The 12,739-nt window shown below is 63.3% G+C and carries 10 protein-coding genes; 7 read left to right on the top strand and 3 right to left on the bottom strand.

From position 1 onward, the window contains the following. Positions 1-64: 64 nt before the first annotated feature. A complete protein-coding gene (locus tag FJ967_RS02165; RefSeq protein WP_140730065.1) occupies positions 65-1,321 on the bottom strand; it encodes an N-acetylmuramoyl-L-alanine amidase in 1,257 nt (418 codons plus the stop codon). A gap of 652 nt (positions 1,322-1,973) precedes the next feature. On the opposite strand from FJ967_RS02165, the gene FJ967_RS02160 reads away from it, so the two are divergent. Continuing rightward, positions 1,974-4,916 carry a ribonuclease E/G gene (locus FJ967_RS02160; RefSeq protein ID WP_140730064.1) on the top strand — a complete coding sequence of 981 codons (2,943 nt, stop codon included), beginning with the start codon at positions 1,974-1,976 and terminating at the stop codon, positions 4,914-4,916. 105 nt (positions 4,917-5,021) lie between these two features. Here FJ967_RS02160 and FJ967_RS02155 read toward each other — a convergent pair whose 3' ends face one another. Then, positions 5,022-5,969 (bottom strand): glutaminase, encoded by a 948-nt coding sequence (locus FJ967_RS02155; RefSeq protein WP_140730063.1) that lies wholly within the window; start codon positions 5,967-5,969, stop codon positions 5,022-5,024. A 4-nt stretch (positions 5,970-5,973) separates the two neighbouring features. Beyond that, a complete protein-coding gene (locus FJ967_RS02150) occupies positions 5,974-7,122 on the bottom strand; it encodes an aminotransferase class I/II-fold pyridoxal phosphate-dependent enzyme (RefSeq protein WP_140730062.1) in 1,149 nt (382 codons plus the stop codon). Between the two features lie 147 nt (positions 7,123-7,269). Here FJ967_RS02150 and FJ967_RS02145 point away from each other — a divergent pair, with 147 nt between their 5' ends. The 6 genes from FJ967_RS02145 to aat all read left to right on the top strand — a co-directional run bounded on the left by FJ967_RS02145 (position 7,270) and on the right by aat (position 12,730). Beyond that, the gene (locus tag FJ967_RS02145; protein WP_140730061.1) at positions 7,270-8,664 is read left to right on the top strand and encodes a M48 family metalloprotease; all 1,395 of its coding nucleotides are present in this window, start codon (positions 7,270-7,272) and stop codon (positions 8,662-8,664) included. A gap of 69 nt (positions 8,665-8,733) precedes the next feature. Further along, on the top strand, positions 8,734-9,537 hold the full coding sequence (locus FJ967_RS02140) for a DsbA family protein (RefSeq protein ID WP_140730060.1): 804 nt from the start codon (positions 8,734-8,736) through the stop codon (positions 9,535-9,537). Between the two features lie 145 nt (positions 9,538-9,682). Next, complete coding sequence (gene aroQ, locus FJ967_RS02135) at positions 9,683-10,117, top strand: type II 3-dehydroquinate dehydratase (RefSeq protein WP_140730059.1); 435 nt, start codon at positions 9,683-9,685, stop codon at positions 10,115-10,117. Positions 10,118-10,143: 26 nt separating this feature from the next. Beyond that, on the top strand, positions 10,144-10,605 hold the full coding sequence (gene accB, locus FJ967_RS02130) for an acetyl-CoA carboxylase biotin carboxyl carrier protein (protein WP_140730058.1): 462 nt from the start codon (positions 10,144-10,146) through the stop codon (positions 10,603-10,605). 10 nt (positions 10,606-10,615) lie between these two features. Continuing rightward, a complete protein-coding gene (gene accC / locus FJ967_RS02125) occupies positions 10,616-11,959 on the top strand; it encodes an acetyl-CoA carboxylase biotin carboxylase subunit (RefSeq protein ID WP_140730057.1) in 1,344 nt (447 codons plus the stop codon). A gap of 153 nt (positions 11,960-12,112) precedes the next feature. Continuing rightward, positions 12,113-12,730: a leucyl/phenylalanyl-tRNA--protein transferase gene (gene aat, locus FJ967_RS02120; protein WP_140730056.1), complete on the top strand. Its 618-nt coding sequence runs from the start codon at positions 12,113-12,115 to the stop codon at positions 12,728-12,730. Positions 12,731-12,739 lie beyond the last annotated feature (9 nt).

Below are 12,739 nucleotides of genomic sequence, written 5' to 3'. Positions count from 1 at the left end.
ATAAAAGCACCGGGTGTTGTCATCCCGCAACGCCGCCTCTGGTTGCGGGCGCCGCCAGGCATTGTCAACCTCCGGTTCCTGCCCCGGCCCGCGCGGAAGCGAACAATGCGACGGCGTTGGTGATGCTTTGCGCGGCCTTGCCGCGCCACTCGGCATCGAGCAGTTGGGCCTCGTCCTTGGCGTTGGAGAGATAGCCGAGTTCGACCAGCACCGACGGCACGTCGGGCGCCTTCAACACCTTGAAGCCGGCCGAACGCTGCGGATTGTTGATGAGGCCGACGCTGGTCGACAGCTGGCCGACCAATGTGTGGGCGAAACTCATCGAGAACGTGTGCGTCTCGCGACGGATCAGGTCGATCAGGATGTCGGTGACTTCCTTGTTGTCGTCCTTGATGACCATGCCGGCGAACTGGTCCGAGAGGTTTTCCCGGTCGGCCAGCGCCTGTGCTTCCGGGTCGGAAGCCTTGTCGGAGACGGTATAGACGGTGGCGCCGCGGATGCCCTTGACGCTGATCGTGTCGGCATGGATCGAAATCAGCAGGTCGGCCTCATGCTGGCGGGCGATGCGCACACGGTCGTCAAGGCGCAGATATTCATCGGTGTCGCGGGTCATGAAGACATCGTACCTGCCGACAGCGGCGAGCTTGTCGCGCAGTTCCGTGGCGAAGGCCAGCGTGACATTCTTCTCGATGGTGCCGTTCAGGCCCTCAGCGCCGCCGTCGATACCGCCATGGCCGGGGTCGATGACGACCGTGAACCTGTGGCCCGGATTGGAGACGGGCCCGGTGCCGACCCGGCCGCCCTTGTCGGTCGAAACGGTGGAACCGGTGGTCAGCGCCTGATTGGCAAGAGCGGCGTCAAACTCCCGTTCGGAGGCCGCCGACATGTCGACGGCAATGCGGTAGCCGGTTCCGTCCTCGTTCTTGAGCACATCGAGCTTGTCGACAGCGAATGGACCCTTGCCGGTGAGAATCAACCGCGAGACGCCCTCGCCGAGTTCGCCGAGCCGCACGCCCTTGACCAGGCCGCGCGGCTTCAAATCCTTGGCATCGATGGCAAATCGCGTGTTCGCGAGGTCGATGACGAGGCGGTTTGGCCCGCGCAACAGGAACCATTTGATGTCGGGCTCGCGGTCGAAATCCAGGACGATGCGCATCCTGGTGGCATCGCCGGCCATCTTGTAGCCCTTCGCCACCAGCGGCGCCTGGACGGCGCTCGGGTCGGCGTGGGCGCAAAACACCATCAGCAACAAGAGACAGACGGCGCCGAGAATCCGGCCGCCAACACGACATCCCTTGTCTGTGAAGTCCGCCAGTCCCATCTCTCGTCCAGTCGCTCCCGGTTTGGCGCCCGGCGCCCGTTCGTTTCATCGAAGTGCCGGTCAGTCCGCGAACTCGATTAACGATTGGTATCCAGAGAAGGTTAACCAAGCCTTTTCATGCAGGGATCGGCACCAGGCTTACGCTGCGGAACTGCTTTTTGCCGGCATCGGAAATCGGGGTTGCCTTCCAACCCGCCAAATCATAAAAGCGATGGTGGATCACTGCAATCCTGGAACCGCCCTCCTCCGCAGCTTCCTGCTAAAGGGTCAGATGAAAGGCGGTTCCTCTCGCTTCTGCGAGGAGGCCTCAGGTGATCGCGACGAATTTCGCAGGCGTGCTCCCGTGGCGGGGGAATCACCTGCGTGAGGAAAACGGCCGGGTTTGTCCCCGCGCCGGCTCTGTACGAGCAAACAAGCTGGTCCGGTTTCCGGGCTTTGGTTCAAAAGGTCTGCTTGGTGACGATGGCTTCAAGCGCAATCATGGAAAGGTCCGCATCAAACCGCGCCAATATGGCTGCGGGCGGCACCGCCATGACGCGCAGGCACCGTCCGGCGGCCGTTCAAATATCCGGCACCCACTCTCATCCAGACACACAGCAGCGGGCTTTGCCCCGCCAGCTGCGGCTGACGGCTGCCGGGGGGAAACGAAATAATGCCCAACAAAATGCTGATAGACGCCTCCCACCCGGAGGAAACACGAGTTGTCGTCGTACGCGGTAACCGTATCGAAGAATTCGACTTTGAATCCCAGGACAAGAAGCAGCTCAAAGGAAATATCTACCTCGCCCGCGTAACGCGCGTCGAACCCTCCCTTCAGGCAGCCTTCGTCGAATATGGCGGCAACCGTCACGGTTTTCTCGCCTTCAGTGAAATACATCCCGATTACTACCAGATTCCGGTCGCCGACCGTCAGGCATTGCTGCGCGCGGAAGCGCAGGAGGCCGAAGACGAGGACGACGAGGACGGTGACGGCGACGATCGCCAGAGCCGCGACCGCGGACGCCGTGGACGCCGGCGCGGCGGCAAGGGCCGCGAGCGGGCCGAACAAAAACGGGATGCGGGTGCAGCCGATTCCGGTGACGCAGCTGAAACCGCCGGCGAGGCAAGCGAAGACAGCGATGACACGGATACCGTGGTTGCCGAGGACGCCTCCGAGGTTTCCGAGGCCGTCGAACACGCCGCCGATGCGCCCGAACAGACCGACGCACCCGAAGATGATCAGGGTTCTTCCGAACAGGATGAAACCGAAGGCCGCGATGGCGGCCCGACTTCGATTGCCGCCTCCGTCGAAGCCGACGTGATTTCCGAGCCCGCCCCGCAGGCGGAACAGGGCGGCGAAGCCACGTCCACCGACAATGACCGCGGCATGCTGGAAGAAGTATCCTCTTCCCATCCCGACGATCACGAGATCGAATCGGTCGGCGCCGAGGATGCGCTGGAAGAAGTGCGCAACCGCCGCAAGCCGGTGCGCCGCCAGTACAAGATCCAGGAAGTGATCAAGCGCCGGCAGATCCTGCTGGTGCAGGTCGTCAAGGAAGAACGCGGCAACAAGGGCGCGGCACTCACCACCTATCTGTCGCTTGCCGGCCGCTATTCGGTGCTGATGCCAAACACGGCGCGCGGCGGCGGCATCTCGCGCAAGATCACCAGCGCGGTCGACCGCAAGCGCCTCAAGGAAGTGGTGGCCGATCTCGAAGTGCCGCAAGGCATGGGCGTCATCCTGCGCACCGCCGGCGAGAGCCGCACCAAGGCCGAGATCAAGCGCGACTACGAATATCTGATGCGGTTGTGGGAGAACGTGCGCAATCTCACGCTCCAGTCCACGGCCCCTGCCCTCGTCTATGAGGAAGGCAGCCTGATCAAGCGCTCGGTGCGCGACCTCTACAACAAGGACATCGACGAGATTCTGGTGTCCGGCGAGGAAGGATATCGCGAAGCCAAGGACTTCATGCGCATGCTGATGCCGAGCCACGCCAAGGTGGTTCAGCCGTTCCGCGACACGACGCCGATCTTCGTGCGCAACGGCATCGAGGCGCAGCTCGACCGCATGCTGCAGCCGCAGGTAACGCTGAAGAGCGGCGGCTACATCATTATCAACCAGACCGAGGCGCTGGTCGCCATCGACGTCAATTCGGGCCGTTCCACCAAGGAGCACTCGATCGAGGACACCGCGCTCCACACCAATCTGGAAGCGGCCGAGGAAGTCGCACGCCAGCTCAGATTGCGCGACCTCGCCGGCCTGATCGTCATCGACTTCATCGACATGGAGGAGAACCGCAACAACCGCTCCGTGGAGAAGCGGCTGAAGGATCACCTCAAGAACGATCGCGCCCGCATCCAGGTCGGCCGTATCTCGCATTTCGGCCTGATGGAGATGTCGCGCCAGCGCATCCGCGCCAGCGTGCTGGAATCGACCATGAAGCCCTGCCCGCATTGCGGCGGGACCGGCCATGTGCGTTCCGATTCGTCCGTCGCGCTGATGGTGGTGAGGGCGATCGAGGAGTTCCTGCTCAAGGATTCGCGCAGCCACATCACGGTGCGCACGCCGGCCGCCACCGCGCTCTACGTGCTCAACCACAAGCGTGGCACGCTGGTGGAACTGGAGAGCCGCTTCGGACTGACCGTCACCATCGAGGCCGACGACACGGTCGGCTCGCAGCACTATGCGATCTTCCGCGGCGCGCTGGCCGAGAAGCCGGAAGGCTTTGTCGAGGCGCGCAGCCTGCCGGCCTATGTCGAGCCTGAAGAGCCCGAGGACGAGATTGTCGCCGTCGAGGAGGAAGACGAGGCACCGGCCCAAGCAGAACAGCCGCGTCATCCCCAGCAAGGCCAGCAGCAGCGGTCCGGCGAGGATGGCGAAGGCCGCGATCGCAAACGCCGCAAGCGCCGCAGGCGGCGTGGCGGCAAGGACCGGGACCGCGAGCATGGACACAGCGATGGCGCTTCCGTGTCCGCGCAGGCCGACGATCTCTCAGCGGAAGAAAGCGCGGCGGGCAATGACGAGCCCGGGACCGACGACGACGCGCCGATCGGCGCGGCCGAGCCTGTCGAAACGGTGGAAGCATCGGACGAAGGCGCGGGCAAGAAACGCCGGCGCGGCAAGCGCGGCGGCAAACGCAACCGCCGCGAGGACGGCGAAGGTGAGACGGGGGTTGAAACCGGCGAGACGACGGAGCCTGCCGAGGCTGACGCTTCCGAAACGGAGCCCGTGACGATCGAGCCGGTGGCTGCCGCAGCCGTCGAGGAACCGGCGGCTGCCGTAAGCGACGAGGTGCCGAGCACCGAGAAGCCCAAGAAGCCGCGCCGGGCCGCCAAGCCGAAGAAGGCAGCCGCCGAGGCCGTCGCCGAGGCGACGGTTGCCGAAGCAGCCGCGGCAGCGCCGATCGAGGCTCCCATCGCAATTGCGGAGGAGAGCGTGGCCGAGGTTGCCGAAGAGGTGACGTCCTCGAAGGCCAGGCCGTCGCGCCGCAAGCCGGCGGCCATCGACGCCCCGGTCGTGCCGGTCGTCTCCTCGACAGTGGCCGATGAGCCGGAGGCCAAGACCGAGGAAAAGCCGAAGCGTGCCGGCTGGTGGCAGCGCAAGGGCTTTTTCTAAGCTTTTCCAGCTACTTGGTTTGATTGCCTGACAAGAAAAATCCCGCGCCGATCGAAAGATCGCGCGGGATTTTTCTTGTTTGTCGTTGCGAGATGCCGCAAAAAATCACGGCGCGAAAATCGACCAGTTCATCATTTTCGCCAGCTTCTCCAGCGCGATGGAACCCAGCTTCGAATTGCCGTTGGCATTGAGGCCGGGCGACCAGACGGCGAGCGAGGCGACCCCCGGCACGATGCCCAATATGCCGCCGCCGACGCCACTCTTGCCGGGAATGCCGACGCGGAAGGCGAAATCGCCGGAGCCGTCATAGTGGCCGCAGGTCAGCATCATCGCGCCGATGCGACGCGCACGCTCCGCCGACACCACGGAATGCCCGGTTGCCGGGTTCTTGCCGCCATTGGCGAGGAAGCGGCCGGCCATCGCCAGCTGCCGGCAGCTCATGGCGATGGCGCAATGGTGGAAATAGACGCCCAGCGCCAGTTCCGGCGCGTGATGGAGATTGCCGAAGGATTTCATGTAATTGGCGAGCGCGAAATTGCGATAGCCGGTGGCGCGTTCGGATGCGGCGACCTCGCGGTCGATGATGATGGTCTCGTCATCGGCGAGGAACTGGATGAAGCGCAGGATCTCGCCGATCGCCTCGCGCGGCTGGTGGCCGGCGAGCAGGATGTCTGAAATGACAATGGCGCCGGCATTGATGAACGGATTGCGTGGAATACCGTTCTCGTGCTCGAGCTGGACGATCGAGTTGAACGGGTTGCCGGATGGCTCGCGCCCTACCCGCTTCCACAGCGCGTCGCCGACATTGCCGAGCGCCAGCGTCAGGGTAAACACCTTCGAGATGCTCTGGATCGAAAAAGCCTGGTCGGCATCGCCAGCCATCAGGGTCCGGCCGTCATTGGTGACGGCCGCGATGCCGAACTTATTCGGATCGACCTTGCCCAGTTGGGGAATATAGGTGGCGACATCGCCGCGATCGGTGCGTTCAGCCATTTCGGCCGCGACTTCGGCCAATGCCTGATCAAGCTTGGCGACCTGTTCGAGTTCCGGCATGGCGTTATCTCAACCAGCGTTCTATGCGCGCCATCGCCTCGACCATGTCGTCGTGGCTGCCGGCATAGGAAAAGCGCATCGTGCGGTGCCCTGCCCTGGTGTCGAAGTCGCGTCCGGGCGTCGCCGCCACGTGGGCCTCAGCCAGCATCCTGCGCGCGAAGGCCATGCTGTCATTTCTGTGCCGGGTGACATCGCAAAAGGCATAGAATGCGCCATCCATCGGCGCCGCCAGGGGAAAACCGAGTTCCGGCAGTCGCTTCATCAGGAGCTCGCGATTCCAGGCATAGCGCCGCTTGACCGCCTCCAGCTCTTCGGTTGCCGCAAAAGCCTCGATCGCGGCGATCTGCGACAGTTCCGGCGGCGAGATGTAGAGGCTTTGCGCGATGCGCTCGACAGGCCGCACCAACGCTTCCGGCAACACCATCCAGCCGATGCGCCAGCCGGTCATGCAATAGTATTTCGAGAAGGAGTTGATCACCGTCACGCCGTCGCCGTAGCGCAGTGCCGTCGTGTCTGGCGCGGCATAGGCCAGCCGGTGATAGATCTCATCGGAAATGACGGCGATGCCGAGGGCTCCGGCCGTGGTGACCAGCGTCTCGAGTTCGCCGGCGGGAATGACGGCGCCGGTCGGATTGGCGGGACTGGCGAACAGCACGCCTTTCAGAGGTCTCTCCCGGTGTGCGCTCTCCAGATGACCAGCATGCAGGTAAGCCGCCTCGCCGAGCTCTATCTCGACCACCTCGATGCCGAGCGCAGTCATGATGTTGCGATAGGCAGGATAACCGGGCGCGGCGATGGCAACCCGGTCGCCAGGGTCGAACATCGCCAGGAAAGCGAGATTGAAGGCCGCCGACGATCCGGTGGTGACGGCAATCCGGCCGGGATCGACATCGAGATCATAGTGATCCGCGTAGTGATCTGCGATCGCCTTGCGCAACGGGGCCAGACCAAGCGTGTCGGTATAGCCTATGCGCCCGATCTCCAGCGCCCTGGCAGCGGCGGCGCGAACCCGCGCCGGCGCTGGATCGGACGGCTGGCCGACCGCCATGGAAATCACCGGCACGCCCTGGGCCTTCAGCCGGTTCGCCTCGGCCAGCACGTCCATGGCATGGAACGGCTCGACATTGCCGCGATGAGAGAGCGAAACGACCATTTTTACCCCTGTCCCGAGGATTGAGCGCGCCAGGTCCTGACGCATGCGCCGCACAAATGCCCGATTGATGTGAGGATCACAAGTTGAGGAAGTTTTTCCGGCGCCGACTTTTCATCTTTCGCCCGCTCGTCTACCAGTGGACACATTATGTTGAGCCGACCCAGATCGTCGATTGCCCGGGCAGTGCGCGTCCTAGCGACGGTTTCGCTTGCCGCCGCGGTTGCGGTGGCCAGTTCGGTCACCGCCTTCGCCCAGGGCTTACCCGTGATACGCGACGCCGAGATCGAAGCTCTGGTGCGCGACTATGCACGGCCGATCTTCAGGGCCGCCGGGCTGGCCAATGACGGCATCGACATCGTGCTGGTCAACGATTCCAGTTTCAACGCTTTCGTCACCGGCCGAAGGCTGTTCATCAACACCGGTGCGCTGATGACGGCCGAGACGCCGAATGAAATCATCGGCGTCATCGCGCACGAGGCCGGGCATATCGCCGGCGGCCACCAGCAGAAACTTCGCGACCAGCTCGAACGCGCCAAGACCATGGCCATCATCGCCACCTTGCTCGGCGCCGGCGCCATGGTGGCCGGGGCCACCACCAACAGCCGCGGCCTTGCCGGCGCCGGCATGGGCGTGGCGGCCGGCGGTGGCGAGATGGCGCAACGTAGCATCCTTGCCTATCAGCGCACCGAAGAGACAACCGCCGACCGTTCAGCCATCACCTATCTCAATGCCACCGGCCAGTCCGGCATGGGCATGCTGAAGACCTTCCACCGCTTCCAGTCGGCCCTGTCGCTGTCGGGCGCGCAGGTCGATCCCTACCGGATCAGCCATCCGATGCCGCAGGAACGCATCGCGAACCTCGAGGTGCTGGTGAAACAAAGCCCCTATGTCGACAAGACCGACGCCCCGGCGCTGCAGCAGCGCCATGACATGATGCGGGTGAAGATTGCCGTCTATATGGAAGGCCAGGCCGCCGCGACGCGGCTGATGCAAAAGATGCGGGGCACCATGGCCGCGCTGTATGGCGATGCCCAGTCGAGCTATCTCTATGGCAACATCGGTGCGGCGCTCACCAAGACCAATGCCCTGATCAAGGCGCAGCCCAAGAATGCCTACTTCCAGGAATTGCGCGGCGATATATTGATGAAAGCGAACAAGCCCAAGGATGCGGCCGACGCCTATGCCAAGGCAGTCAGCCTCGATCCGGCACGATCCGGCTTGCTGCCGGTCTCGCTTGGTCAGGCACTGATGGCGGTCGGCACACCCGACTCGCTCAAGAAGGCGGTCGTGCAGATCAACAACGGACTGGGGCGCGACAAGGAGAATTCCACCGGGTATCGCTACCTGGCGCAGGCTTACGGTGAGCTGGGAGACATACCGGGTGCCGAGCTTGCCACCGCCGAAGGCCATTTCTATTCCGGTAACTACAAGGATGCCAAGATCTTCGCCATGCGCGCGCAACAGCAGATGAAGCGCGGCGAGCCTCGCTGGATCCGCGCGCAGGACATCATAAACTACAAATCATCAGGCAAGAGCCAGTAGGCTCATGAACCTTCCGGCCGCGTGCTGCGACACAGCCAGACCGGAAAACAGGCAGAAGGAACGAGAACGATGAAAAAGGCACTGCTGCTGGGCACCACGGGGGTCGCGGTCGCCCTTGCCATGCTGGCTTTCGGTTTCGTGGCCGGCAATCCCCAGATTGCGAAGGCTGGAACCGCGCAGCCTGTCCAGACGGCCGTGGCCGATACCAAGATCGACCGCACCGAAGTCGAAGGCATCATACGCGATTATCTCTTGAAGAACCCGGAAGTGCTGCTCGAAGTACAGGACGCGCTCGAGGCCAAGCAGAAGGAGGAGCAGCGCATCGCCCATCTCGGCGTCATCAAGGACGCCAAGGACCAGATCTTCAACTCGGCCTTCGACGGCGTCGTCGGCAATCCGAACGGCAAGGTCACGATCGTCGAGTTCTACGACTACAATTGCGGCTTCTGCAAACGCGCCATCGAGGACATGCAGGCGCTGACCAAGTCCGATCCGGATCTGCGTTTCGTGCTCAAGGAATTCCCGATCCTCGGCCCGGACTCGCAGAAAGCCAGCGTCGTTTCGATGGCATTCCACCTGATGATGCCGCAGAAATACGGCGAGTTCCACAATGCGCTGCTCGGCGGCCAGGGACGTGCCACCGAATCCACGGCGATCAAGATCGCGCTTTCGCTCGGCGCCGACGAGGCGACGCTGCGCGAGAAGATGAAGGACCCGTCCATCACCGAGGCCTTCTCCAAGACCTACGATCTCGCCAACAAGCTGCAGATCACCGGCACCCCCTCCTACGTCGTCGGCAACGAGGTTGTGTTTGGGGCGCTCGGACAGGATGTGCTTGCCGAAAAGATCGAGGCGGCGAAAGCCGCGCTTTGACCGGCGGGCGATTCTCTTCACGGGCGCATTTCGGCCTGTTGTGGACAGTGAAAGAACGCACTTGCGCTCTTTCCGCAGGCGACTATGCCCGGTATAGAGGCCCAGCGCGCCGGCTCGACGCCGGCGCCGGAAAAGGTCGATTTTTTTGAAAACGGTTTTCGTCCTGAACGGTCCCAATCTCAACACGCTCGGCAAGCGCGAGCCGGGGATCTATGGCGGCAAGACGCTTGCCGCCATCGCCGACGACTGCAAGCAGGCAGGCAAATCGCTTGGGATCGAGATCGATTTCCGCCAGTCGAACCACGAAGGCGACCTCGTCGACTGGATCCAGGAAGCCGGCGATAAGGCCGCCGGCATCGTCATCAACCCAGGCGCCTACAGCCATACGTCGATCGCGATTCACGACGCTATCCGTTCGGTCGCGCCGTTGCCTGTCGCCGAAGTTCACCTTTCCAACATCCACGCGCGGGAACCGTTCCGCCACGTCTCCATGGTCGCGCCGGTCGCTGTCGGCATGATCTGTGGCTTTGGGCCGCTCGGCTACCAGCTTGCGCTACAGGCGCTGGCCGCACGCCTATGACCGGCCAACAAACAGAAGGCTCGAAAATGTCGATAAAGAAGACCGGTGTTGACCAGCAACTGATCCGCGATCTGGCGGGCATACTGAACGACACCAACCTGACCGAGATCGAGGTTGAACTCGGCGACCTGAAGGTGCGCGTGTCGCGGCAGGCGCCCGCCGTTCATGCGATTGCCGCACCGCAACCGGCCTACGCGCCGGCCGCGGCCGCCCAATCTGTCGCCATTGCCGTTCCCGCGGCGGTCGACGTCTCCAAGAATGCCGTCCCTTCGCCCATGGTCGGAACAGCTTACCTGGCGCCGTCACCGGACGCCAAGCCGTTCATCGAGGTCGGCCAGAAGGTCAAGGAAGGACAGACGCTCCTGATCATCGAGGCGATGAAGACGATGAACCAGATTCCCTCGCCGCGCGCCGGCACGGTGACGGCGATCCTGTTCGAGGACGCGACGCCGGTCGAATACGGCATGCCGCTCGTCGTGATCGAGTAGAGCGGTCCGGATGTTCCAGAAGATCCTCATCGCCAATCGCGGCGAAATCGCGCTTCGGGTGTTGCGCGCCTGCAAGGAGCTCGGCATCCAGACGGTGGTCGTGCATTCGACCGCCGATGCTGATGCCATGCATGTGCGGCTGGCCGACGAGAGCGTGTGCATCGGTCCGCCGCCGTCGCGCGACAGCTATCTCAACATCCACCAAATCGTCGCGGCCTGCGAGATCACCGGCGCCGACGCCGTGCATCCCGGCTACGGCTTCCTGTCGGAGAATGCCAAGTTCGCCGACATCCTGGCAGCGCACAACATCACCTTCATCGGCCCGTCCGGCGACCACATCCGCATCATGGGCGACAAGATCGAGGCCAAGCGCACGGCAAAACGCCTCGGCATTCCGGTGGTGCCCGGCTCCGACGGAGCCGTCACCGAGGAAAAGGAAGCCAAGCGCATCGCCGCCGAGATCGGCTATCCCGTCATCATCAAGGCATCGGCCGGCGGCGGCGGGCGCGGCATGAAGGTCGCCCATACCGAGGCCGACCTCGAAATCGCCTTGCAGACCGCACGTTCGGAAGCGGGTGCCGCCTTCGGCGACGATGCGGTCTACATCGAGAAATACCTGCAGAAGCCCCGCCACATCGAGGTGCAGGTGTTCGGCGACGGCTTCGGCCGCGGCGTGCATTTCGGCGAGCGCGACTGTTCGCTGCAGCGCCGTCACCAGAAGGTCTGGGAAGAAGCAAATTCGCCGGCGCTCAACGCCGAAGAACGGTCGCGCATCGGCGGCATCTGCGCCAAGGCGATTGCCGATCTCGGCTATTCCGGCGCCGGTACGATCGAGTTCCTCTACGAGAATGGCGAGTTCTACTTCATCGAGATGAACACGCGCCTCCAGGTCGAGCATCCGGTGACGGAAGCGATCACCGGCATCGATCTGGTCCACGAGCAGATCCGCGTCGCCTCCGGCGGCGGTCTTTCGGTCAAGCAGGAAGACATCAAATTCAATGGCCATGCCATCGAATGCCGCATCAATGCGGAGGATCCGCGCACCTTCACCCCCTCGCCCGGCACGATCACCCACTTCCACACGCCCGGCGGGCTCGGCATCCGCGTCGATTCCGGCGTCTATTCCGGCTACAAGATCCCGCCCTATTATGACAGCCTGATCGGCAAGCTGATCGTGCATGGACGCAACCGCGTCGAATGCATGATGCGGCTGCGCCGGGCACTCGACGAATTCGTCGTCGACGGCATCAAGACGACGCTGCCGCTGTTTCGCGATCTCGTCGGCAATGCCGATATCGCCAATGGCGATTACGACATCCACTGGCTGGAAAAATATCTGGCCAAGGAAGAATAAGGCGTGTCGAGATTCAGGTTAGGCCGAGCCGAAAACGGCGGTTTTCGAGAACCGGAGCGGAACGTGCTTGAAGTACGTGAGCACCGGAAGCGCGGTAAATCGACGTTTGCAGGCCGGCATAACCTGATCGATACGCCTTAGCGCGGGACCGCGATGACCCGTCCCTACGCGCCAGGCTATCGCATCCCTACAGACCTCTTGCTCAAGGCATACGCCTCGGGCGTCTTTCCGATGGCCGAAAGTGCTGGCGACCCGGAAGTGTTCTGGGTAAGGCCGGAGACGCGCGGCATCATCCCGCTCGACGGCTTTCACACGCCCAGAAGCCTGAGCAAGGCAATCCGCAGGCACCCGTTCGATATTCGTTTCGACTTCGACTTCGAGGCGACGATCGACGGTTGTGCCGAAAGGCGCGAAGAGCGCCGCTCGACCTGGATCAATGCGCCGATCCGCGAGGCGTACATCCAACTGCATCGCATGGGCCATTGCCACTCGGTCGAGGCGTGGCGCGAGGAGCGGCTGGTCGGCGGCCTCTACGGCGTCTCGCTCGGCCGGGTGTTCTTCGGCGAGAGCATGTTCTCCAAGGAGACGGATGCATCGAAGATCTGCCTGGTGCATCTGGTCGAGCGCCTCAAGGGGCGCGGCTTCGCGCTGCTCGACACCCAGTTCACCACCGAGCATCTGAAACGCTTCGGCGCGGTCGACGTGCCGCGCGGCAAGTATGAGAAGATGCTGGCCGATGCGCTGAAAGGCGAAGCGATCTTTTTTCCGTAGAGATCAGAC

It is taken from the genome of Mesorhizobium sp. B2-3-4 (assembly GCF_006442315.1).
Taxonomy (GTDB): Bacteria; Pseudomonadota; Alphaproteobacteria; order Rhizobiales; family Rhizobiaceae; genus Mesorhizobium.
The sequence above is the reverse complement of the archived record's forward strand: the minus strand, read 5'-3'. Positions and strand labels throughout refer to the sequence as shown.